Origin of the sequence: Geobacillus zalihae (assembly GCF_030414215.1) — a bacterium.
In the GTDB taxonomy this organism is placed as follows: domain Bacteria; phylum Bacillota; class Bacilli; order Bacillales; family Anoxybacillaceae; genus Geobacillus; species Geobacillus zalihae.
The window spans coordinates 1,224,758-1,248,681 of sequence record NZ_CP129217.1 but is presented as its reverse complement, the minus strand read 5'-3'; the positions used below and the strand labels follow the sequence as shown (position 1 = coordinate 1,248,681).

Here is a 23,924-nt window from a genome sequence, read left to right as displayed (position 1 = left end):
TGTTCCAAGCAGGGGCGGCAAAACGCCGCCATTTACGCATGGACGTCGACGAGGCCGTTTTGCAGCAAGTACATTTGGTAGTAAAGCCCTTTTTGCGCCAGCAGTTGCTGATGCGTACCGCGCTCGATGATTTCGCCGCGGTGGAGGACGAAAATTTGATCGGCGTCTTGAATCGTTGATAGACGGTGGGCGATGACGATCGTCGTCCGCCCTTTCCGCATGCGCATGAGCGCATCTTGAATCGCTTCCTCTGTTTCGGTGTCAATATGGGCGGTCGCCTCATCGAGCACCAAAATTTTCGGATCAGCAGCGATCGTGCGAGCAAAGGAAAGAAGCTGGCGCTGACCGCTTGATAACGTCGCCCCGCGCTCGGCGAGCACATGGTCGTAACGATCGGGCAATTGCTCAATAAACGCATCGGCCTGCACGAGCCGAGCGGCCTCCTGAATGGCTTCGTCGTCCAGTTCCTGATTATACATGCGAATGTTCTCTTTGACCGTCCCGTAAAACAAAAACGGATCTTGCAAGACAAGGCCGAGGCGGCGGCGCAGCTCGGCGCGCGAGTAATCGCGGATCGACCGGCCGTCAAGCAAAATATCGCCGCGGTCAAACTCATAAAAGCGCATGAGCAAGTTGATGATCGAACTTTTGCCGCTGCCGGTATGGCCGACAAACGCGACCGTCTGACCTGGACGGATGACAAACGACAGCCGTTTCAGCACATCCCGTTTGCCATCGTAGGAAAAGCTGACATCCCGAAATTCGATTTCCCCGCGCTCGATCGCATGCGGCGACCAGTTTGGATTGGCCGGCGCCTCTTCTTGATGATCAAGAAGGGCAAACACGCGAGAGGCGGAAACGATCGCCTGCTGGTAAAGAGACAGGCGCATCATCATTTGCGTCACCGGTTCGAAAAAGCGCTCCAAATAGTTGACAAACGCATACAGCACGCCGATCTCAACTGGGCCATCAAGCGCCGTGATGCCAAAAAAGCTGAGAACCACTATGATTGACAACATATACACCACATCGATCGCCGGTCGAAGCAGCAGTCCATCGAGGTGGATGTTTTTCATCCCCGCCTTGCAATGCGCTTCATTGACGGCGGCAAACTCTTGATATAAACGGCGCTGCTGGCGGAACGCTTGAATGACGGCCATTCCTTGCAGCGATTCGTTCAATTTGGCGTTCAGTTCGCTCAGCCGTTCGCGCATCTCTTGATAAAACACCGAGCTGTAGCGTCGGTATGTGTGCATGATGAACGCGATCGCCGGGAGGATGAACAGGCAAAACAACGCAAGCTTAGCATCAAGCGAAAACATGGCGACAAACACGCCGATGACAAACAAGCCGTTTTGCACAAAGGCCGCTAGGACGCTGATGAACATGTCCTTGATCGCTTCTGTATCGTTCGTCACCCGCGAAACGATGCTTCCGCCCGGCGTCCGGTCAAAATAGCTCATCCCGAGCCGGTGCACTTTCGCAAACACATCCATCCGCAGCGCTTGAATGACGTGCAAAGCGAGCCGCTGAAACTCGACAAGCTGGAAGTAGGAAATGATCGTTTTCAAGACGAGCACGCCGAGATAGGCGGCGGCCAGCGCCGCCACCGGTCCAAAAGCAAGGCGGCCCGGCACCAAATAGTCGTCAATGAACACTTTCACCAAATACGGGCCGGAAAGCTCCCCGGCCGTTGCCAACAGAAGAAGCGTAAACGCAAGCGCAGTTTCTTTTTTGTATCTTCCCATATAAGCGAGCAGCCGCCATAAAACGCGCCGCTGCTCTTTTGTTGTCAACCATCGGTCGTTCATCCACTTCCCCCTATCTCCACAAACAACTTGTGTTTTCATGTTTTTCGATCCGCTCGTTTTTGGCGGGAGCTCGAACGTTCAGGTCTGTTGTTACTCCGCAAGCGCCTCAAGCTGCTGGCGTCGATGCATGTCACGATACCAGCCGTCTTCTGCCATCAGCTGCTCGTGCGTTCCGGCCTGCACAATTCGCCCCCCGTCAAGGACGAGAATCCAATCGGCATGCTCAACCGCGCTTAAACGATGAGCGGCGATGATCGTCGTTTTTCCGCGCCGCTCCTGTTTGAGCGCCGCTAAAATCCGCGCCTCGGTCTTCGCATCCACGGCCGACAACGCATCATCAAAAATGAGCACTTCCGGGTCAATGAGAAGCGCCCGGGCGATGGACAGCCGCTGTTTTTGCCCACCGGATAGGGAAACGCCGCGCTCGCCGATGACCGTCTCATACCCGTCAGGAAACTGCAAAATGTCATCATGAATGTCGGCCAGCCGCGCCGCCCGGACGACCTCGTCCTCTCCGGCTTCCGGCTTGGCAAAGGCAATGTTGTCGCGGACAGAGGCAGAAAACAAGAAATGGTCTTGCGGCACGTAGCCGATCGCCGAACGGAGCGCGAAAAGCGTATAATCGCGGATGTCGCGGCCGCCGAAGCGAATCTCGCCGTCATAGCCGTCAAACTCGCGCAGCAGCAGGCGAAGCAGCGTCGTTTTGCCCGCCCCGGTTTTGCCGACGACGCCAAGCGTCGCCCCGCGCTCCAGCGAAAAACGAATGTCCGCGAGCGCCGGCTTTGTCTCTCCCGGATAGACGAACCGGCGAACACGGTATTCAATGTCCCCTTTCGGCGGGACATCTACGGCATCGGGGTGCTCGATGATTTCATCTTGTTCAGCCAACAGCGCCCGCACCCGGTCGTACGAAGCGCGCCCTCGCTCAACAATGTTAAACAGCCAGCCGAACGCCAACATCGGCCAAATGAGCAGGCCAAGGTAGGTCGTAAACGACACAAGCTCGCCGATCGTCAATTCGCCCGCCAAAACCATTTGGCTGCCAAACGCCACAGCGAGAAAAAACGACAGCCCAACAAGCAGCCCGATCGTCGGATCAAACAAGGCGTCAATTTTGGCGACGGCAACGTTTTTCGCCACGACGTCTTCCGATTGACGGCGAAACGCCTCGACATCGTGTTCCTCATAGCCGAACGCCTTGATGACGCGGATGCCGCTGACGCTTTCCTGCACCTTGTCGTTCAGCGACGAAAACGCCGCTTGCGCCGTTAAAAACCGACGATGGAGCATCGTCCCATAGCGGCTCGTCGCCGCCGCCATCAGGGGCATCGGCAATAGGCTGATGAGCGTCAGCTTCCAGCTGATCGAAAACGCCATCGTCGCCAACACGAACCCGCCAAGCGTCACTGAGTCAACAAGCGTCAAAATGCCGCTTCCGGCCGTCTGCTGAATCGCCTGCAAATCGTTGGTCGCATGGGCCATTAAATCGCCGATCCGCTTCCGCTGGTAAAACGACGGCGACATGTTCGTAAAATGCTGATACAGCTCGTTGCGCAGCTGGCGGGCAAGCTTGACCGCCGAACCGAAAATGAAAATGCGCCAAGCGTAGCGGAGCCCGTAAAGCGCCGCCGCAACGGCGGCGAGGACGGCGATCCAGCGGATGAGCACTTCTTTTGTCATCGTGCCGTTTTTCATATGATCGACCAACAGGCCGAGCACTTTCGGCGGGACGGTCTCCAAAAACGCCACGATGACAAGCACGAAAATGCCGGTGATATACGCCTTCTTTTCTTGACGGAAAAACCAAAACAAATCGCGAAACACGCGCATAAGGCCCGCCCTCCTTTCATTTGGCTGACGAACAATCGCCATATTATTGTAACAAAACTAGAAAAATTTTGAAAGAACATTTTGGCAAAATAAAAAGACACTCTCGATCGAGTGTCCGTTTCGCTTATTTCAGTTGATTGTTCATCATTTTCATCATCTGATTGATTTTCTTCTGGGATGGCGTCATTCCCATTTGCATCATCATCATGCGAATCATTTGTTCATTGATCGGCGGGTTTTTCTTCAAATAATTGATCATCGTTTTGCGGGCGACGAAAAATCCGATCGCCACCCCGGCGATGAGCGCCAGCACGCCAACGAGAATCGTACCCCACATAACAGCGATTTTCCTCCTTCTTGTTGTCTCCCTAACAGTGTACTAAACGATGCGTCATTAGACAATATTTCGCGGCAAAAATCTTTTCATTACGCAAATTTTCTTCCTTGTCGAGGCGCAGACAGCCAGTAGTAATCGACAAAATCGGCGTCGACCGCCAAAAACGTCGGCGAAATCCGAGCGAGCGCCCGTCCGATGTCCGCGGCAAGCGGCGCGCTGTCAGCGACAAGAAGCAAGCGGCGCTTTTGCACGACAAGCAACGCTTCCTCGCCGGAATCGTTTTGCAAAACAAACATATTGCGCTCCAAATTTTTGCCGACGCGGCCGGCAAAATATTGCTTTAAGCCAAGTTCCAGGCGCGAAAATGACAGCCGTTCGGTGATAAATTCGACTTGCTTGCGGCAAATCGCCTTCAGCGGCGCTTTCGCGTATTGATGCTCACGAAGCAGTTCGACAATTTTTTCTGCCCGATGGCGGTAATGCGACGCCACATCGTCATTCAACAAATAAATCCAATAGCGGACCATGCCCCATCCCCCATTTCTGTTCAATCTATTTTCTATTATAGAAAATGAAAGGGGAAAAATATGTCTATTAACGGCAAGTTTTTTCACTAACATTGTCGATTTTTGTTTGCGATGGCCATGCGGCCGCAAACAGGCCAACAAACAAGCCTTTGTCCTCGATTCAACCCCGAAAATACTTGACCAAAGCGCAGCCATCTTTCACAAAAACAAGCTGCCCCTGCAACAACGCAAGGGCAGCTTTTCCGGTTACTTGCCGAGCAATGCTTTCACGCGGCGGACGACGTTGTCAACCGTAAAGCCATACTCGGCCATGATTTTCTCTCCCGGAGCGGAAGCACCGAATCGGTCGATGGCCAAAATGTCGCCCTCGGCGCCGACGTAGCGCTCCCAACCGAGCGACGCGCCCATTTCAATGGCGAGCCGCTTCGTCACGGCCGGCGGAAGCACTTCATCGCGGTACGATTTTGGCTGCGCTTCGAAGCGGTCCCACGATGGCATGCTGATGACGGAGACATGGATGCCCTCAGCGGCAAGCGCTTCTTGCGCTTTGACGGCCAGACCGACTTCCGAGCCAGTCGCCAACAACAGCGCCTCCGGAGCACCGTTTTTCGCCGGTGAAACGACGTACGCACCTTTTTTCACGCCTTCATACGCCAACTCAGCTGTTGCCGCCAACGTCGGCACATCTTGACGCGTCAAGACGAGCGCAGTCGGCTTGTCCGTCGATTCGAGCGCCAGCCGCCATGCGGCCGCCGTTTCGTTTGCGTCAGCCGGACGGATGACCGACAAGTTCGGCATCGCCCGAAGCGAAGCGAGATGTTCGATCGGCTCGTGCGTCGGGCCGTCTTCGCCGACGGCGATGCTGTCGTGCGTCAAGACGTAGATGACCGGCAAGCCCATCAGCGCCGCCAAGCGGATCGCCGGACGCAAATAGTCAGAGAACACGAAGAACGTGCCGCCGAACACTTTCAATCCGCCGTGAAGCGCCATGCCATTGAGCGCCGCCCCCATGGCAAACTCGCGCACGCCAAACCAAATGTTGCGCCCTTCGTAGCTGTCCGGCAAGAAGTTGCCGCCGCCTTTGATGAGCGTTTTATTCGAGCTTGCCAAGTCCGCCGAACCGCCAAACAATTGCGGCACCGCTTTGGCGATGGCGTTGATCACGTCCCCGGACGATGAGCGGGTCGCCAGGCTTTTGCCTGCTTCGTATACCGGCAAAGAAGCTTCCCATCCATCTGGCAGTTTGCCTTCGATCGCTCGCTTCAATTGGGCGGCCAGTTCCGGATGGGCCTGTTCATAGGCGGCGAGCTGCTCATTCCATTCCGCCTCTTTTTTCGCTCCCGGCTCTTGCACCGTCGCACGGAAGTGGGCGTACACTTCTTCTGGCACGTAAAAATCTTCCGCAAATGTCCAACGATACGCCTCTTTCGTCAGCTTCGCCTCTTGGGCGCCGAGCGGAGCGCCGTGGACGCCGGACGTGCCCGCTTTATTTGGCGCGCCGTAGCCAATCGTCGTTTTGACTTCAATGAGCGTCGGCCGGCTGAGGTCCGCCCGCGCCTCCTCGAGCGCTTTGGCGATTTCTTCAATATTGTTGCCGTCCTCAACGCGCAAATATTGCCAACCGTACGCTTGGAAACGTTGGGCGACGTTTTCCGAGAACGACAGGTTGAGCTCCCCGTCCAGCGAAATGTCGTTCGAGTCATACAGGACGATCAGACGGCCGAGCTTCAAGTGGCCGGCGAGTGACGCCGCTTCGCTCGCCACTCCTTCCATCAAATCGCCATCGCCGCAAATGGCGTACGTATAATGATTGATAATCTCAAACCCGTCGCGGTTGTATGTAGCGGCCAAATGCCGCTCCGCCATCGCCATGCCGACCGCCATCGCGATCCCTTGGCCAAGCGGTCCCGTCGTCGCTTCCACGCCCGGCGTATGGCCGTATTCCGGATGGCCCGGCGTTTTGCTTCCCCATTGACGGAATTGTTTCAAATCATCCATCGATACGTCGTAGCCGCTTAAATGAAGCAAGCTGTACAATAACATCGACCCGTGCCCGGCTGACAAGACAAACCGGTCGCGGTTGAACCAGTTTGGATTCGCCGGGTTATGATTCATAAATTTCGTCCAAAGCGTGTACGCCATCGGCGCCGCGCCCATCGGCATGCCCGGGTGCCCGGATTTCGCTTTTTCGATCGCGTCAATCGACAGCGTTCGAATCGTCGTAATCGCCAACTCCTCGATTGAATGCGCCATCGTCTTCCTCCCTTTCATCAACATGGTGTCATTTACTATCATATAGAAAATCGATCGGCTTGTACAACGTTATTTTCCGAGCCACCCCTCTTTCGACCGTTTAATGGAAGCGCCGCCGCTGGCTTTCCTTTAATTTTTTCGGCGTCACGTCGTTGCCGTTCGGGTCAATGACGGTCACTGTATGGAGCATATCGGTCATCGCCTTGCGGAACGCTTGAATGTACTCACGGCGCAGCTTCGCTTGCTCGAAGGCCTCTTCGGCCGACAAGCCGGCCGTTTTCGCTTTTTTCGCCAGTTCATTGATGCGGGCTAATTTATGTTTGGCAAGCATTGATCATCTTCTCCTATCTGCCATATTCTCACTCTGTTTTATCTTATCTGATCAACCGGGAAGATGGCAACGATGGCATCTTGGCTTCCTTTGCCCGCTCGCCGCTTTAGGGTCAGGCGCAGTACACGATCAACGCCGCCTTTGTTGCTCGTCCATATATTCCTGGTAACGCCGATGGACGGTCGCCTTGGACGCCTCGTAACCGAAGCTTCGCATCGTCGCGGCGATATCGGCAAACGTCAGTCCGCGCTCGCGCAAGCGGACGATCTCCTCAACCGGCAGATCAATTCGATCGCGCCCGGCGTTTTCGCCCCGGCGCCTTAGGTTCCGCTCCGGTCGGTAGCCGCTGGCGATGGCTCGCTGCATGCCACGCTTAATTTTGGCGTTATGTATTTTTCTTTGGTACTCCTCGACAATCGCGATGATGGATAACACCATCTCATCGGCCTCCGACAGCGGCATCTCCCCGCGGTGGCTGGCGCTGTATATTTTCACCCCTTGCTTTTTCAAGCAATGCAGCACCGCCATGCGCGCATGGCCGCGCCCAAGCCGCGTTTCATCTTGAATGAGCAGCACATCGACCTCGCCTTCCTCGCAAAGCGAAAGCAGCTCCAACACGCCGTCGCGGTCGGCTTCATAACCGCTCGCCTGCTCGGCGATCACTTTAACGACTTCAAATCCACACTCGGCCGCCAGTCGCTCGAGCTCATCTCGTTGCCTCGCGAGCGACGTTTCCTGTTCAGCTTTGTCCGTGCTGACTCGGCAGTAAATGACCGCCCTCATGGCCAATCCCTTCTTTCCATCACTGATTGACGGCCACCGAGCCGCCCTGCTTTGATTTTAACACAGGAATGACAATTTGTTCACCGGCGGCAAGACGCGGGCTCGGCAAATGGTTGACATCGACGACCCAGCGGATGAACTCATCAGGCGGCATATGGTGTTCCTGTTCGTACTGTTTTGCCAGCCCCCAAAGCGTATCGCCGGGAGCGACCGTGATCGTCACGTATTCTTTTTTATCGACCGGGCTGCTGGCGTAAACGAACCCTGCCAACACGAGCGCAAACAAAAATGAAAACAAAACATAGTGCAGCAACGTTCTCCCCATTCTCCCCACCCTTTCTAGAATGTTTGTTCGCTTTCCTTCATTATAGTCAAGAACATTTGTTTGTGTCAATAAAAAACTCGAACTTATGTTTGTTTTTTCGTCTTCCGCATGGTATAATGAAGGCAAATGATGTGGCGAGAGGTGTGAAACCATGACGAAACTGTCAAAACGACAACAGCAAATTTTAGAGTTTATTAAACAGGAAGTAAAAACAAAAGGCTATCCTCCGTCGGTGCGGGAAATTGGGGAAGCGGTTGGACTGGCGTCAAGTTCGACGGTCCACGGGCATCTCGCGCGCCTAGAAAGCAAAGGGTACATCCGCCGCGACCCGACAAAGCCGCGCGCCATTGAAATTTTGGACAACGATATGGCCAAGGAGAGAGAAAAAGAGGAGATCATCTCGGTGCCGATCATCGGCAAGGTGACGGCCGGTCAACCGATTACAGCGGTGGAAAACATCGAAGGCTACTTTCCGCTGCCGAAGCGGCTCGCCGCCGGCGAGGAGCAGCTGTTTATGCTTGAAGTGATGGGCGACAGCATGATCGAAGCCGGCATTCTCGACGGCGACTACGTCATCGTCCGCCAGCAGTCATCGGCCAACAACGGCGACATCGTCGTCGCCATGACGGAAGACAACGAGGCGACGGTGAAGCGGTTTTTCAAGGAAAAAGACCACATCCGCCTGCAGCCGGAAAACGCCCATCTTGAGCCGATCATCGTCCGCGACTGCACGATTCTCGGCAAAGTGATCGGCGTCTATCGCCTGTTCGACTGACTCGTGCCGGCCTGCGCCCATAAAAAAGCTGCCCTGAAAAAAACGGGGCAGCTTTTTTATGAATCAGTAGAGTTCCATATATTGGTCCAATTCCCATTGATGAACCGTTGTCCGATACATATCCCACTCGATTTCTTTCGCTTCGACGAAATGCTCGAATAAATGTTTGCCGAGCGCGTGAATCATCACTTCATCGGACTTCAAGTTTTCCAACGCTTCATAGAGCGTTGCCGGCAAATCGACAATGCCTTCTTCGAGCCGTTCTTCTTTCGTCATGACGTAAATGTTTCGATCCACTGGCGCCGGAGGAGTGAGCTTGTTGCGAATGCCGTCAAGCCCAGCGGCTAAAAGCACCGCCATGGCCAAGTATGGGTTGGCCGACGGGTCAACGCTGCGCACCTCAATGCGCGTGCTCATGCCGCGCGAAGCTGGAATGCGGATGAGCGGGCTGCGGTTGCGCGCCGACCAAGCGACGTAGCACGGCGCTTCATAGCCTGGAACAAGCCGCTTGTACGAGTTGACGGTCGGGTTCGTCACCGCCGTAAAGTTCGGCGCATGCTTCAGCACACCGGCGATAAACTGCCGTGCCGTATCGCTCAACTGCAAGTCGCCGTTCGGATCGAAAAAGGCGTTTTCACCGTTGCGGAACAGCGACAGGTTGCAATGCATTCCTGAACCGTTAATCCCAAAAATCGGCTTCGGCATAAAGGTCGCATGCAATCCATGTTTGCGGGCGATCGTTTTGACGACGAGCTTAAACGTTTGAATGTCGTCGCACGCTTTAATCGCATGGGCGTATTTAAAATCGATCTCATGCTGGCCCGGGGCGACTTCATGATGGGACGCTTCGATTTCAAACCCCATTTCCTCAAGCTCGAGCACAATGTCGCGCCGGCAGTTTTCCCCAAGATCGGTCGGCGCCAAATCGAAATAGCCGCCGCGATCGTTCAGCTCCATCGTCGGGTGTCCTTTTTCGTCAAGCTTGAAAAGGAAGAATTCAGGCTCAGCTCCTAAGTTAAAGGCGTTGAAGCCAAGCGCCTCCATCTCTTTCAGCATCCGCTTCAAGTTGTAGCGTGGGCAGCCTTCAAACGGCGTGCCGTCCGGGTTGTAAATGTCGCAGATAAAGCGGGCGACTTTCCCTTTTTCTGCGGTCCACGGGAAAATGACGAACGTATCCAAGTCCGGATACAAATACATATCCGACTCTTCAATGCGGACAAATCCTTCGATCGACGACCCGTCAAACATAATTTTGTTGTTAAGCGCTTTCTCCAGCTGGCTGATCGGAATTTCGACGTTTTTGATCGTGCCCAAAATATCGGTGAATTGCAGGCGGATGTACTTGACATTTTCCTCTTTGACGATGTGTAGAATGTCGTCACGCGTATATTTTGCCATGTCCAAACTCCTCCCCGGCTCGGAAATCATGTTCCGTCATTAATGAAAGAAGCGAGCGAGATCTCCTTGGCGAAGCGATGCGCGCTGGAACCGCCCGGCCTGCAGCAATTCATTCCGCAAAATTTCGCGCAGTTCTTCGTCCGACAGCTTCGGTTTTCCTACTTTTTCGACTTTCTCCGCCTGCTGGTGGCGTCCTTCCTCCCGCGCGGCAAAAAGTTGCTTAATGCCGGCCAGGTTGACGCCTTGGTCGATTAAATCTTTAATTTCAAGCAAACGGTCAATGTCATTGAGCGAAAACAGCCGCCGGTTGCCTTCCGTGCGCGCTGGCGTGACGAGGCCGTGCTCTTCGTAATAGCGGATTTGGCGGGCCGATAGATCCGTCAGCTGCATCACGATCCCAATCGGAAACAATGGCATGGAACGACGAATATGGCTGCTCATGCCAATTCCTCCTCGCTTTTGATACCTTCATTTTACCATAATGTCAAGAAAACAGTCAATGATGCGTCATATTTTCTCACAAACAAATGAGCTGTTGCTCAAGCAGACGGTGGACGGCTGAACAAATGGCGATTTTGACGTGTGAATACGTCAGCCCGCCTTGCACGTAGGCGACATATGGGGGCCGCAGCGGCCCGTCTGCCGTCAGCTCGATGCTCGCGCCCTGCACGAACGTGCCGGCCGCCATGATGACTTTGTCTTCATAGCCCGGCATCTCGCTTGGGTGCGGGGTAAAATGGGCGTTGACGGGAGAAGCGGCTTGGATGGCTTGACAAAAAGCAACCATTTGTTCTGGATCGTCAAAGCGGACCGATTGCACAAGGTCCGTGCGCTTCTCCTTCCACGACGGCGATGTCGAAAGCCCGATGCGCTCGAGCATCGCCGCCGTAAACACCGCTCCTTTGAGCGCCTGGCCGACAATGTGAGGGGCGAGGAAAAACCCTTGGTACATCTCCGGCAACGCATACAGTGACGGACCGACTTCCGCTCCGATGCCCGGCGAGGTCATCCGGTAAGCGCATGCTTCGACGTATTTTTGCTTTCCGACAATATAGCCGCCCGTTTTCGCCAAGCCCCCGCCCGGGTTTTTAATGAGCGAGCCGGCCATCAAATCGGCGCCGACATGGCACGGCTCTTTCTCCTCCACAAACTCGCCGTAGCAGTTGTCGACAAACACGACGACGTCGGGTTTAATCGCTTTGACAAAAGCGATCATTTCCGCGATTTCATCCACCGTAAACGACGGACGTGTCGCATAACCGCGCGAGCGCTGAATGCCGATCATTTTCGTCCGCTCGTGGAGCGCGCCGCGAACGGCTTGAAAGTCAACGGAACCGTCCTCCGCCAGCGGCACGCTCCGGTAGCGGATGCCGAACTCTTTCAGCGAGCCGACGCCGCGGCCGCGGATGCCAACGATTTCCTCAAGCGTATCGTACGGAGCGCCGGTGATGTAAAGCAGTTCATCGCCCGGGCGCAAAACGCCGAACAAAGCGATGGCAATCGCGTGCGTGCCGGAGATGATTTGCGGGCGCACAAGCCCCGCTTCCGCCCCGAATACGTCGGCGTAAATGCGGTCAAGCGTATCGCGGCCGATATCGTCATAGCCATACCCGGTCGACGGAATGAAATGCCCGTCGCTCACTTGGTGGCGGCGGAAACTGTCGAGCACGCGATATTGGTTCGCATCGACAATCCGGTCGATGCGCCGATGGATCGGCGCAATTTGCCGTTCGACTTCCTCAACGAGTGCAGCGATCATTTCCCCATGTTTCCATTGTGTCCAAAACATCGATGAACCCTTTCTACCGTTGGAATGATTGCAATTCCCCATACAAGGGGTGCGCTGGCAGCACGTACCCTTGACAGTCGTACGTGCCCCCCTGTTCATTATAATGCCATTCGTGCAAAATGGTGTCCGATTTTAGCTGGGCGAGCAGTTTTCCTTCCCCGCTCGGGATCGATACGTCATAATGAACCATCTGCTGTTTCACCGCTTCTTCAATAAAGCGGCGGAGCCGGTCGACATCGGCAGCCGAGAGCGCGCTCATCACGATCGCATCGGTTGTCGTCGGGAGAAATTCCAGCGTTTGCCGGTCGCTTTTATTGTAAACGGTGACGGCCGGAATGGAAGAAGCCCCTAGTTCCGCCAAGAGCCGCGATACCGTCCGCTCATGCTCGGCGTAGTCCGGATGCGACGAATCGACGACGTGAAGCAATAAATCCGCTTCCTTCACTTCTTCAAGCGTCGAGCGAAACGCAGCGACAAGCGTCGTCGGCAAGTCTTGGATGAACCCGACCGTATCGGTGAGAAGCACCGTATAGCCGCATGGCAAGACGCATTTGCGCGTCAACGGGTCGAGCGTGGCAAACAGCAAGTTTTCCTCGAACGAATCGGCGGCGGTCAGCCGGTTGAAAATCGTCGACTTGCCGGCGTTCGTATAGCCGACAAGCGCCACTTGAAAGGCGCGGTTTTTTTGCCGGCGCTCGCGGTAGCGTTCGCGATGCTCAGCCACCCGGCGAAGTTCGCCTTTAATATCGTCAATGCGGCGGCGAATGTGACGGCGGTCGGTCTCCAGCTTCGTCTCCCCCGGACCGCGCGTGCCGATGCCGCCGCCCAAGCGAGACAGCGCCTCCCCTTGGCCGCTAAGGCGCGGCAGCATATACTCCAGCTGGGCGAGCTCGACTTGCAGCTTTCCTTCTTTCGATCGGGCGCGCTGAGCAAAAATGTCTAAAATGAGCTGCGTCCGGTCAATCACTTTCACCTCGCCAAGCATGTTCGTCAAATTGCGCGCTTGGCTTGGAGAGAGCTCGCTGTTGAAAATAACCACGTCCGGTTCCAGCTGCTTGACTATGGCGGCGAGCTCTTCCGTTTTCCCTTTTCCGATATACGTCGCCGGGTGCGGCGCTTCACGTTTTTGCGTCACCTCTGCCACAACCTCGCCGTTCGCCGTCGCAACGAGCGAAGCGAGCTCCTCCATCGAATAGCGAAACCGTTCATCATCGACACCAGCGAGCTGGCAGCCGACAAGGATCGCTTGTTCACGGCTCATGGCATCCCCCTTCCTTTCCCTCGCGGCGAACATGTTCTCTACGTTCATGATACCAAATCCCACCGTCGGTCTGCTAGTTCGTTCCAAAAAAACGATTGATTTTCCGCCGCTTTTGCCTCTACAATGATACAAGAACACGACACGGAAAGGAACAGCACGAATGACGTGGGAAGTATTGAGCATCATCGGCACGATCGCCTTTGCCATCAGCGGGGCGATCGTCGCGATGGAAGAGGAGTACGATTTGCTTGGGGTGTACATTTTAGGGATTGTCACCGCTTTTGGCGGCGGGGCGGTGCGCAATTTGTTGATCGGGGTCCCCGTGTCGGCGTTATGGGAACAGCAGCCGCTCTTTCTTGTCGCTTTGGCGGCCATGACAGTTGTGTATTTGTTCCCAAAGCAAATGCTGCCGCCGTGGAAGCGGTGGGGCAACTTTTTTGACGCCCTTGGGTTGTCCGCGTTCGCCATTCAAGGGGCGCTGCATGCCGTCAACATGGGGCATCCATTAAGCGCGGTCATCGTCGCCGCGGTGTTGACCGGAAGCGGCGGCGGCATGATCCGTGACGTGTTGGCGGGAAGAAAGCCGCTCGTGTTGCGCGCAGAAATTTATGCCGCCTGGGCCATTCTCGCCGGTCTCGCCGTTGGGCTGAAATGGGCCGAATCGCCCATGGAGCTGTATGTGCTGTTGATTGTCGTCGCCGCCCTCCGCATTTTGTCGTACACATACGGTTGGAAGCTGCCGCGGCGGGCGGTTGGAGAAAAAGCGGGCGAGCAATGATCAAACGGCAAAAACAACATCTACTCATTGATTCGTACGAAAAGATAGGCGGCTCCTCGCTTTTATATAGATGCAATTTAAAGCTTTGCCATTTTTCTTTTTTACCGGTCATTTCATCCGACTGTCGAGTGACCGAACAACGCCGCTTAAAGACCCATATATGGGTCTGTGAAGCAGGCGGTTGTTCGGTCCTCCGTCACGCCAAGGCGTGACGGAGAAGCCTGTGGCTTTCCTCCGACAGTCGAAAAGGGGAAAACCGCTTTTCCGTCAAGGATATGTTAAACTTCTTCGTTGCATCTATATAGTTTGCTGACGCTTTCCTTTACGCGCTTTGCCCGCTTCGCACCGCCACGACCACCCCAGCAACGATCAGCGCCTCACCAAGCCAAAACGAGGCGGTGAGCTCCTCATGCAACAGCAGCCAGCCAAAGAGCGAGCCGACAAGCGGCTGGAAAAAGAAAAAGAGCGAGCCGACGCCGGCGTCGATCATTTCCATCCCTTTGTTCCAAAGAAAAAATGCCCCCGCCGTCGATACAACGCCAAGATACAACACTCCAAGGGCGACGGGAACGCTCCAATGGCTCGCGGCAAGCCCTGGCCCTTCGGCGAACATCATCGGGGTCATGCCAATGAATGCCACAAAAATGGCATACGTAGTGACCGAAAACACGGACAGGCGAGCTGACGCCATTTTCACCAGCACCGACAACAGCGCCCAAGTGATCGCCGCGCCGACTAACGCCATATTTCCAGCGAACGTCGACTCCCCGCTGCCCCCGAGGCCAACGATGACGATGACACCCGCTGTCGCCAGTAGCAGCGCGGCCATTTTCCGCCATGTAAGCGCCTCGCCAAGCAGCCAGCGGGCAAACAAGACGACAAACGCCGGCGTTGAGGCGGTAATGAGCGAAGCAGTATGGGCGTTCGACCATTTCGTGCCGACAAACTGCAAGGAAATAGAAACGACGTAGCCGATGATTCCGATCGCGATGACCATTCCCCAATCACGCCCGTTTTTCGGCGGGCGCTCGCGTTTCACCGCGGCGATGGCACCGAGCACAATCAAGGCAACGGCGTAGCGCAGCCAGACGAGCGTAAACGACGGAATGTAGTCCAACACGTATTTGCTCACGACGTACATCCCGCCCCAAATGCTGGCAGCAAGCGATAAACACAAGGAAGCGAGAACAGGTTGTTTCATGGCATCGATCCCCCTATGCGTTCTTCTTTCTGCTGCTGACATCAAAGGCGAAGCCGTTATTTCCAGAGATGGCAGTCAAACAAGGCTGTTCTCCATCAGCTACACATCGCTTTCTTCCGGAGGAAACACGGGGGCGAGCGAAACCGTCAAATCCGGTTGCCAAAACGAAACCAACTCATCGCTTGGCCCGAAAACCGCTCGCTGCTCGAATCGTCCATCTTGCCAGCTGAGCACTTCGATCGTTCGATTGCTGGGGTCTACCATCCAATATTCATGCACCCCATATTTTTCGTATAAATAGTATTTCTGGTTTCGATCGCGCAGGGCGGTGCTTGGCGACAGCACTTCCACAACGAGATCGGGAGCCCCTTTCATTCGCCGATTCCCGATTTGCTCAACCCGACAAACGACTGATAAATCCGGCTGAACAACCGTTTTCGCCATCCGTTCCGGCTCTTCAGGATCAAGCTGAACATTAAACGGGGCAAGAATAACATGACAGCCGCGCGCCTGAAAATGCGAAGCCAATGCAAGGTGCAGTTGTCCGACCACATACTGGTGCTCAAACGACGGAGACGCCAATAAATAGGGAACGCCATCGATCAGTTCCCAATTTCCTTCCCAATGTTCAATGTCGCGATACGTGTAAAACGGCTTCTCCTTCTGCACTGCGCTTCCCCTTTCACTTTCTTTTCTTTCATCTTATCACACGGCACTGGCTCCGTCCCATACTTTTATGTTCCCGTCACGAAAGAAAAAACAGCGGGCGCCCCCGCTGTCGAGCGTGTGTCACACAAATGTTTTTCCGCACGTTGCCCTTACTCCCGTTCGATGATCGTCGCCGTCGCCATCCCGTGGCCGATGCAAATCGTCAATAGCCCATAGCGGCCGCCGCGCCGTTCCAGTTCGTGAACGAGCGATGTCATGAGCTTCGCACCGGTGGCGCCGAGCGGATGGCCAAGCGCAATGGCGCCGCCGTTGACATTCACCTTCTCAAGCGGAGCGCCGATTTCCTTTTGCCAAGCGAGCACGACCGGGGCGAACGCTTCATTGATTTCAATAAGGTCGATGTCGTCGATCGTGAGGCCGGCTTTTTTCAATACTTGCCTCGTCGCCGGGATGACGCCATCCAGCATATACGTTGGGTCGGAGCCGACGACCGTTTGCGCGACAATGCGCGCTTTCGGCTTCAGTCCGAACCGCCTCGCCGCCTCCCGTTCCATCAAAAGCACAGCAGCCGCCCCGTCGCTCATTTGGCTCGCATTGCCGGCGGTGATGACGCCGTCTTCTTGAAACACCGGCTTGAGCGCGGCGAGCGCTTCCGGTGATGTATCGGCCCGCGGCCCTTCATCATCGGTGACAAGGATTTCGCGGCCATCGCGGTCAAGCCCTTTCACCGGAACGATTTCGGCGCGAAATTTCCCCTCGCGCAAGGCGGCCAAGGCGCGCCGATGGCTTTCGTAGGCATAGGCATCCAGCTCCGCGCGCGTCAGGCCGTATTTTTTGGCGATCCGCTCAGCCGAGACGCCCTGGTGGATGAATTCGTATTTTTCATGAAGCGACGGCGGAATCGTCTGCTCGTTGCCATCGCTTAAAATCGGCACTTTCGTCATGCTTTCGACTCCGGCGGCGATCGTGACATCCATATCGCCAGAGCGGATTTCCTGGGCGGCGAAATGAATCGCCTGCTGCCCCGAGCCGCACATTCGGTTGATTTGCACGGCCGGCACTTCGATCGGGAATCCGGCCTCGAGCGCCGCCAGCCGGCCGATGTTGTACCCTTGTTCGGCGATCGGCGTCACGCAGCCCATGACGATGTCTTCGACCATCCGTTTCTCAATGCCCGCCCGGCGCACGACTTCATCGAGCACCACCGCGGCAAGATGCACCGGATGAACATCCCGGAAGACGCCGTTTCGCTTGCCGACCGGCGTCCTGACGGCTTCCACAATCACCGCTTCACGCACCATTTTCTCCTCCTTGTTGATGTTGTCAACGCCACGCCTTGACGGCGCAGCCGCACCGTTGTATCCAACGATGCACCGCGGCGCCGCCAAACGAGCCCGTTTCTGTCCACCTCTCCGTGAGAGGCGCTTGTTCATTTTGCATACGTATAGAACCCTTTCCCTGTTTTCCGCCCTAAATGCCCGGCTTCAACGAGCTTGCGCAAAAGCTGCGGCGCCCGGAACCGGTCGCCGTATGCTTCCGTCATGTTTTCACTCACAAACAGGAGCGTATCAAGCCCGACCATGTCGGCGAGCTCAAAGGGACCCATCGGGTAATTGAGCCCAAGGCGCACCGCTTTATCGATGTCTTCCACAGAGGCTACTCCCTCTTCGTACATGCGGATGCACTCGATCATATGAGCGGCGATCGCTCTTGTCGTCACAAATCCTTGCCGGTCTTTCACGACGACCGTTTCTTTGCCAAGCTCCACAGACAGCCGACGGATGGCGTCGACTGTGTCGTCAGAAGTCGTCTCACCTTTCACAATTTCGATCAACTTCATCACTGGCGCCGGATTGAACCAATGCATGCCGATGACGTTTTCCGGCCGCTTCGTCGCGGCGGCAAGCGCCGTGACGCTCAGCTCGGATGTGTTGGTCGCTAAAATGGCGTCCGGCTTCGCCAGTTGATCAAGCTGCTGAAACACGTCTTTTTTCAGCGCCAAGTTTTCCGGCACGGCTTCGATGACGACATCCGCCCCGCGCACCGCTTCGGCCAAATCGACGGTCGAGCGGATGCGCCCGAGCGCCGCTCGCGCTTCCGGCTCGGACAGCCCGCCGGTTTTGACAAAGCGGCGCAAGCTTTTTTCCGCCGAAGCGAGCCCATTTTGCAAGGCCGCTTCGGACACGTCATATAAATACACCGTTTTTCCCGCCATCGCCGCCGTTTGCGCGATGCCGCTTCCCATCACCCCGGCGCCGATGACCGCAATGGTGTCTGCCACGGTGTCCGCCTCCTTTACTCCTTCGCCGCATCGGCATAGCGCGCTGCCATCTCATCGCGCAGTTTCCGCTTCAAAAACTTGCCGACGCTCGTTTTCGGAATTTCATCGAGAAACACAATGTCATCCGGCAGCCACCATTTTGTAAATTGCGGGCGCAAAAAGTCGTACAGCTCTTCTTTTGTCACGCTTTTGCCTTCTTTCAGCACGACGCAGGCAATCGGGCGCTCTTGCCATTTCGGATGCGGCACAGCGACGACCGCCGCTTCGAACACCGCCTCATGGGCCATAAGCGCATTCTCCAAATCAACCGATGAAATCCATTCGCCGCCGCTTTTAATGACATCCTTCGTCCGGTCGACAATTTTCACAAACCCTTCTTCGTCCACGGTGACGACATCGCCGGTATGGAGCCAGCCATCGCGAAATGCTTCGTTCGTTCTCTCATCGTTGTAATACTCGGCCGCAATCCACGGACCGCGCAAGCAAAGCTCGCCCATTTCCTGGCCGTCCCAGCGAACCGGCCCGTTTTGGCCGATCACTTTCATCTCAAGCCCCGGCGCAAGCAGCCCTTGCTTGGCGCGAACATCAAGTTTCTCCTCGTACGACAGCCCGTCTTGATAGCTTTTCAGGCGTGAGACAAGCACAAGCGGGCTCGTTTCGGTCATGCCGTACGCGTGAATGAACGGAATGCCGTATTTTTCTTCAAACGCGCGGATGATCCCTTTCGGCGCGGCTGAACCGCCGCAAATGACGCGCGTCAGGCTGCTGACGTCATAGTTTCCTTTCTCCAACTCTTGCAACAGCCCGAGCCAAATCGTCGGCACGCCAGCGGTGATCGTCACTCGTTCGGCGTCAATCAGCTCGGCAAGCACTTTCGGCGTAAACGCCGGACCCGGCATGACGATCGTCGAACCGAACCAAGTAGCGGCAAACGGCAGCCCCCACGCGTTGACATGGAACATCGGTACGACCGGCATGACGACATCGCGCTCGCATAACCCTTGCGTATCAGCCAGCCCTAACGCCATCGCGTGCAAGACGGTGCTGCGGTGCGTATACACAACCCCTTTCGGATTTCCCGTTGTCGCCGACGTATAACACATACCAGCCGGTTGGTATTCATCGAGGTCTTTCAAGAACGGAAATGTTGGATCGCCCTCGGCAAGCAGTTTCTCGTAATGGTACACCGGCGAGAGCTTCGTTTCCGGCAGCTCGTCGGCATCGGTCATGACGATGAAAGCGCGTACGTTCGGGATCTCGTCCTTGATCGCTTCAATTGCCGGCAGCAAATCATCATCGATCAGCAGCACACGGTCATCGGCGTGGTTGATGATGTAAGCGATATGCTGCGGCGAAAGGCGGATGTTGATCGTATGGAGCACCGCCCCGATGCCGGGAATGGCAAAATACGCTTCCAAATGGCGGTGATGATTCCAAGCGAACGTGCCAACGCGGTCGCCGACTTCCACCCCGATCCGCTTCAACACGCTTGACAGCCTGCGCGTCCGCTCGCCGATCTCCTTGTATGTATGGCGGACGATGCCGCCTTTCATGCGCGAAACGACTTGCTTTTTTGGGAAAAACAACTCCGCCCGCTCAAGCATCATGGAAATGTTTAACGGTGTTTTCATCATCGGTTATTCCTCCCCCTTTACCAAATGCGCATGTTCATTGACTTTAGGCGGCTCCCCGCCGCCCCATTGGCCGTCCGGCCCATGTGCGGCCGTCCACACGCCGCCCGGCTGCAGCCGAACGAGATGGCGGAGCCGGCTGTCAGCAAACAGCGCCTTCGCCTCACCCGTCTCCAGCACCGGGGCAAGGCAGACGTCGACCGCTTCGGCGAACGCGCTCCACTCATCCAATGTCTTTTCACGGAACAAGGCGGCGAGCTCGTCATATACGGCTTCCCCCGATCGCGCCGGCGCCCATTGCGCCTCCGTCCATTCCGGATGGCCGACCGCCTCGCAAAACCGCCGCCAAAAGTGCGGCTCGAGCGCCGCTAAACTCATATAACGGCCGTCTTTTGTCTCGTACAGCTGATAGCACACCACCTCCCCAGACAACTCGGAAAGACCGGTCTTCGGCCCACCGCCGTGTTCAATGGCAAAATGGCCAGCCATCATCGCGACCAATCCGTCCACAAGCGAGACGTCAAGATAAGCCCCCTTGCCGGTCCGCTCGCGGGCAAACAGCGCCGCCAACACGCGCTCGGCCGCCGCCATGCCGCCGATAAAATCGGCAAGCGTGATCTTCGGATGAACCGGTCGGCCGCGTTCATCGGCCAGCTGCGCCAATAAGCCGGAGAGCGCCATATAGTTTAAATCATGGCTGCCAAGCAATGAGCGGCCGCTCTGTTGACCGAAGCCGCTGATCGAGCAATAGATGATTTGTTCGTTCATGCGGCACATATCGTCATAACCGAGCCCAAGCCGCGCCATCACCCCGGGGCGGAAGCTTTCGATCACCACATCGGCGCGGGCGGCGAGCCGCCGGGCTTGCTCGCGCCCCGCCTCCGTCTTTAAATCAAGAGCGATGCTTTGTTTACCGGCGTTATAGGCGGCAAACAACCGGCCCTCGGCGAACGGGCGCAGCCGGTCGCCGGACGGCGGCTCGATTTTGATGACGTCCGCTCCGAGCTGCGCGAGCCGCCAGCTGGCAAACGGGCCGGGCAAGTAATGGGAAAAATCAACGACTACAATGCCATGAAGCATGTCTTTCCCTCTCTCTACAAATCTAGCTGCCGGGCGATGATCGTTTTCATCATCTCGTTCGTCCCGGCGTAGATGGCGCTTACGGGAATGTCGCGATAGCGCCGGGCAATCTCGTATTCTTCCATATAGCCGTAGCCGCCGTGCAGCTGCATCGCCTCGGCGGCGACGCGTTTGGCCATCTCGGTAATCCACCATTTCGCCATCGACACTTCGGTGACGATCTGTTTTCCTGCCATATGCTCCTCGATGACACGGTCGACAAACGCGCGGCCAAGGGTGATTTCCGTCGCCATCTCGGCAAGGCGGAACTGGACGGTCTGAAACTCGCTCACCCGTTTGCCGAACGCCGTGCGCTGTTTGACATATTGCTTCGTCAAGGAAAACATCACTTCCGCCGCCGTTTGGGCGGCAATGGCGACAACGAGCCGCTCCTGCTGGAGCTTTTCCATCAAATAGTAAAAACCTTTTCCTTCTTCGCCGAGCAAGTTATGCGCCGGCACTTTCGCATCTTGGAAAAACAGCTCAGCGGTATCTTGGGCGTGCAGCCCGACTTTCTCAAGCTTCCGGCCGCGCGTAAACCCCGGCGTATCCCGCTCCACGACAAGCAGGCTGATGCCGCGGTGCGGCGGCTTTGCCTGCGGATCGGTTTTGCAGGCGACGACGATCAAGTCGGCATGAATGCCGTTCGTGATAAACGTTTTTTGTCCGTTGACGATGTAATAATCGCCGTCTTTGATGGCCGTCGTTGAAATGTTCGCCAAATCCGAACCGGCGCCTGGCTCGGTCATGGCGATCGCCGTGATGAGCTCGCCGGTGACGCATTTTGGCAGCCATTTTTGTTTTTGCTCCTCCGTTCCGTACGATGCGATATACGGCGTGACAATGTCGTTGTGCAAGCCGATGCCGACGAGGCTCGATCCAACTTTTTCTAGTTCTTCGTTAATGACAACCGAATAGGCAAAATCGGCGTTTAGACCCCCATACTTCTCATCGACCCAGGGGCAAAGAAAGCCGTTCTCGCCCATCTTCGCCCAAAACGAACGCGGAATGATGCCGCGCTTCTCCCAATCGTTATAATGCGGGTACGCTTCTTTTTCCAAAAACTTGCGAAACGCCGCGCGGAACATATGGTGCTCCTCACGCAAATAGCGAGCCGTCACCCGTTCATCCCTCTCTTCTGTTCGGTCACTTTTTCTCTGTTCCGCCCGCCGCCTGTTTTTTCAGCTGTTCGCGCAGCAAAAACTTTTGGATTTTCCCGCTCGCGTTGCGGGGCAGAGCATCGATGAAATAGTAGGCGCGCGGACGTTTGTACGGAGCAAGGCGGTCGCTCGTTTTGCAAAACTGCTCGAGCTCATCGGCGGTGAGGCTGATGTCCTTTTTGACGACAAACGCAACGACCTTTTCGCCCCACAGCTCATCCGGCTCGCCGAGCACAGCGACATCAAGCACTTTCGGATGCTCGTACAACACGTCCTCGACTTCGCGCGGATAGACGTTTTCCCCGCCGCTGATCACCATGTCATCGACCCGGTCGGCGACATACAAGTAGCCGTCTTCATCAAGGTAGCCGAGGTCACCGGAATGATACCAACCTTTGTACAACGCTTTTTCCGTCGCTTCCTCGCGCTTGTAGTAGCCGGCCATCATGCACGGCCCGCGCATCACAATTTCACCGACTTCATATGGCGGCAGCACATCGTCTGGGTCGGACGGCCCGTCTTCACGCGCGCGGACGACGCGGATCTCATGGTTCAGGCAGGCGCGTCCAGCGGAACCGGCTTTTTTCAGCTGCTCGTCTTCCAACAAAAACGTCACCGCCGGCCCCATTTCCGTCATGCCGTACGCTTGAATCAGCTCGATGCCGAGCCGCTCTTGGCATTGCCTGACAAGGGCTGGAGCCATCGGAGCGGCGCCGTATAGGCCGAGGCGAAGCGAAGATAAATCGTAACCGCTTACATTCTCCTGCAAGATCATGTTCCACATCGTTGGGGCTCCGAATAGGATCGTAATCCGCTCCCGTTCGATCGTTTCAAGCACGAGCTTGGCGTCAAAATGGTGCAAAATGACGCTCGCCGCTCCGGCATGCACGCGCGGCAGCAAGCAGCAATGCAGCTCGGCGCAATGGAACAGCGGCGCTGCCGCCAGCCCGCGATCCGTCTCGCGGATGCGCATGACGCCATGGCAAATGACGCTTTGCTCGATCATGTCGCGGTGACGGTGCATCACTCCTTTTGGACGCCCAGTTGTGCCGCTTGTATACATAATGGCATAAAGATCGCTCTCATCCACATGAACACGCGGCGCTTCCTCTCCAGCCCGCGCGGCCTGCTCGTGAGCGTTTTTGGCAAACGGCGGCGGATCGCGGTCGATCGACCAAAATGACACGTGCGGGAAACGGCTGTGAATCGCGGCAAGTTCCGGTTCCACCGCCCGTTCAAACAGCACAATTTTCGGCTCGGCGTCCATCAAAATATAGGCAATTTCTTCCGCCCTCAGCCGAAAGTTGATCGGATTGAACACCGCGCCGATTTTGGCGCAGGCAAACAAAGCGGTCGCGAGCTCAAGCGTATTGTACAGCACCGTCGAAACGCGGTCTCCTTTGCGGACGCCCGCTTCCAAAAACGCGTTCGCCCACCGGTTGACCTCCCGCTCCCATTCGGCGTACGTATAGCGGCGCCCGGTCGCCACTTCGACAACCGCTTCCCGGTCCGGAAACTTTCGCACTGTTTGGGAAAACATCTCTCCAATCGTCACGTACAAACGCCTTCTCCCCCTTTTTCGTGTCTCGACAGAGGGCGGGCGGATCCCATAGACAGACAATTCAAATAATTTAGTGCATATGCCCCCGTTGTTTATGTATTCGC

The 23,924-nt window shown here is 56.1% G+C and carries 22 protein-coding genes; 2 read left to right on the top strand and 20 right to left on the bottom strand.

The genetic code is table 11. The features are described from left to right. Positions 1-32: 32 nt before the first annotated feature. From QWV57_RS06405 to yneA, 8 genes are all read right to left on the bottom strand, one after another. Entirely contained in the window at positions 33-1,811 is a 1,779-nt protein-coding gene (locus tag QWV57_RS06405) for an ABC transporter ATP-binding protein (RefSeq protein ID WP_081133005.1), read from the bottom strand. 90 nt (positions 1,812-1,901) lie between these two features. Next, positions 1,902-3,641 carry an ABC transporter transmembrane domain-containing protein gene (locus tag QWV57_RS06400; protein ID WP_060788109.1) on the bottom strand — a complete coding sequence of 580 codons (1,740 nt, stop codon included), beginning with the start codon at positions 3,639-3,641 and terminating at the stop codon, positions 1,902-1,904. A gap of 124 nt (positions 3,642-3,765) precedes the next feature. Then, positions 3,766-3,978, bottom strand: coding sequence for a YneF family protein (locus QWV57_RS06395; RefSeq protein WP_011230833.1), 213 nt, complete (start codon positions 3,976-3,978; stop codon positions 3,766-3,768). A gap of 89 nt (positions 3,979-4,067) precedes the next feature. Continuing rightward, positions 4,068-4,505, bottom strand: coding sequence for a sporulation inhibitor of replication protein SirA (sirA, locus tag QWV57_RS06390; RefSeq protein ID WP_015374473.1), 438 nt, complete (start codon positions 4,503-4,505; stop codon positions 4,068-4,070). A gap of 246 nt (positions 4,506-4,751) precedes the next feature. Continuing rightward, complete coding sequence (gene tkt, locus QWV57_RS06385; RefSeq protein ID WP_301101428.1) at positions 4,752-6,758, bottom strand: transketolase; 2,007 nt, start codon at positions 6,756-6,758, stop codon at positions 4,752-4,754. A 100-nt stretch (positions 6,759-6,858) separates the two neighbouring features. Further along, a complete protein-coding gene (locus tag QWV57_RS06380) occupies positions 6,859-7,089 on the bottom strand; it encodes a DUF896 domain-containing protein (protein WP_013145682.1) in 231 nt (76 codons plus the stop codon). Positions 7,090-7,218: 129 nt separating this feature from the next. After that, the gene (locus QWV57_RS06375) at positions 7,219-7,872 is read right to left on the bottom strand and encodes a YneB family resolvase-like protein (RefSeq protein ID WP_015374471.1); all 654 of its coding nucleotides are present in this window, start codon (positions 7,870-7,872) and stop codon (positions 7,219-7,221) included. 19 nt (positions 7,873-7,891) lie between these two features. Next, positions 7,892-8,197 (bottom strand): cell division suppressor protein YneA, encoded by a 306-nt coding sequence (yneA, locus tag QWV57_RS06370; RefSeq protein WP_033006263.1) that lies wholly within the window; start codon positions 8,195-8,197, stop codon positions 7,892-7,894. Positions 8,198-8,348: 151 nt separating this feature from the next. Between yneA and lexA the strand changes: the two genes are divergently transcribed. Next, positions 8,349-8,972, top strand: a complete 624-nt coding sequence (lexA, locus tag QWV57_RS06365) for a transcriptional repressor LexA (RefSeq protein ID WP_011230827.1) — start codon at positions 8,349-8,351, stop codon at positions 8,970-8,972. A 63-nt stretch (positions 8,973-9,035) separates the two neighbouring features. Here the strand turns inward: lexA and glnA are convergent, their stop codons facing one another. The 4 genes from glnA to hflX all read right to left on the bottom strand — a co-directional run bounded on the left by glnA (position 9,036) and on the right by hflX (position 13,420). Further along, positions 9,036-10,370 (bottom strand): type I glutamate--ammonia ligase, encoded by a 1,335-nt coding sequence (glnA, locus tag QWV57_RS06360; RefSeq protein WP_033006260.1) that lies wholly within the window; start codon positions 10,368-10,370, stop codon positions 9,036-9,038. Between the two features lie 39 nt (positions 10,371-10,409). Beyond that, on the bottom strand, positions 10,410-10,811 hold the full coding sequence (locus QWV57_RS06355; RefSeq protein WP_081133006.1) for a MerR family transcriptional regulator: 402 nt from the start codon (positions 10,809-10,811) through the stop codon (positions 10,410-10,412). A 76-nt stretch (positions 10,812-10,887) separates the two neighbouring features. After that, complete coding sequence (locus QWV57_RS06350; protein WP_047818179.1) at positions 10,888-12,159, bottom strand: methionine gamma-lyase family protein; 1,272 nt, start codon at positions 12,157-12,159, stop codon at positions 10,888-10,890. A gap of 13 nt (positions 12,160-12,172) precedes the next feature. Beyond that, complete coding sequence (hflX, locus tag QWV57_RS06345; protein ID WP_081133009.1) at positions 12,173-13,420, bottom strand: GTPase HflX; 1,248 nt, start codon at positions 13,418-13,420, stop codon at positions 12,173-12,175. Positions 13,421-13,580: 160 nt separating this feature from the next. Between hflX and QWV57_RS06340 the strand changes: the two genes are divergently transcribed. Further along, positions 13,581-14,198 (top strand): trimeric intracellular cation channel family protein, encoded by a 618-nt coding sequence (locus QWV57_RS06340; protein WP_015374465.1) that lies wholly within the window; start codon positions 13,581-13,583, stop codon positions 14,196-14,198. A 322-nt stretch (positions 14,199-14,520) separates the two neighbouring features. Here the strand turns inward: QWV57_RS06340 and QWV57_RS06335 are convergent, their stop codons facing one another. From QWV57_RS06335 to QWV57_RS06300, 8 genes are all read right to left on the bottom strand, one after another. Further along, entirely contained in the window at positions 14,521-15,399 is an 879-nt protein-coding gene (locus QWV57_RS06335) for a DMT family transporter (RefSeq protein WP_081132761.1), read from the bottom strand. Between the two features lie 99 nt (positions 15,400-15,498). Further along, on the bottom strand, positions 15,499-16,068 hold the full coding sequence (locus tag QWV57_RS06330) for a Uma2 family endonuclease (protein WP_020756055.1): 570 nt from the start codon (positions 16,066-16,068) through the stop codon (positions 15,499-15,501). 149 nt (positions 16,069-16,217) lie between these two features. After that, the gene (locus QWV57_RS06325; protein WP_174520673.1) at positions 16,218-17,369 is read right to left on the bottom strand and encodes a thiolase family protein; all 1,152 of its coding nucleotides are present in this window, start codon (positions 17,367-17,369) and stop codon (positions 16,218-16,220) included. 128 nt (positions 17,370-17,497) lie between these two features. After that, positions 17,498-18,349 carry a 3-hydroxyacyl-CoA dehydrogenase family protein gene (locus tag QWV57_RS06320; protein WP_013145691.1) on the bottom strand — a complete coding sequence of 284 codons (852 nt, stop codon included), beginning with the start codon at positions 18,347-18,349 and terminating at the stop codon, positions 17,498-17,500. A 14-nt stretch (positions 18,350-18,363) separates the two neighbouring features. Next, positions 18,364-19,983, bottom strand: coding sequence for a long-chain fatty acid--CoA ligase (locus QWV57_RS06315; RefSeq protein WP_060788115.1), 1,620 nt, complete (start codon positions 19,981-19,983; stop codon positions 18,364-18,366). 3 nt (positions 19,984-19,986) lie between these two features. Further along, positions 19,987-21,060, bottom strand: coding sequence for a CaiB/BaiF CoA transferase family protein (locus QWV57_RS06310; protein WP_020756049.1), 1,074 nt, complete (start codon positions 21,058-21,060; stop codon positions 19,987-19,989). Between the two features lie 14 nt (positions 21,061-21,074). Continuing rightward, positions 21,075-22,220, bottom strand: coding sequence for an acyl-CoA dehydrogenase family protein (locus QWV57_RS06305; RefSeq protein WP_060788117.1), 1,146 nt, complete (start codon positions 22,218-22,220; stop codon positions 21,075-21,077). Between the two features lie 25 nt (positions 22,221-22,245). Next, complete coding sequence (locus QWV57_RS06300) at positions 22,246-23,820, bottom strand: fatty acid--CoA ligase (RefSeq protein WP_081212774.1); 1,575 nt, start codon at positions 23,818-23,820, stop codon at positions 22,246-22,248. Positions 23,821-23,924 lie beyond the last annotated feature (104 nt).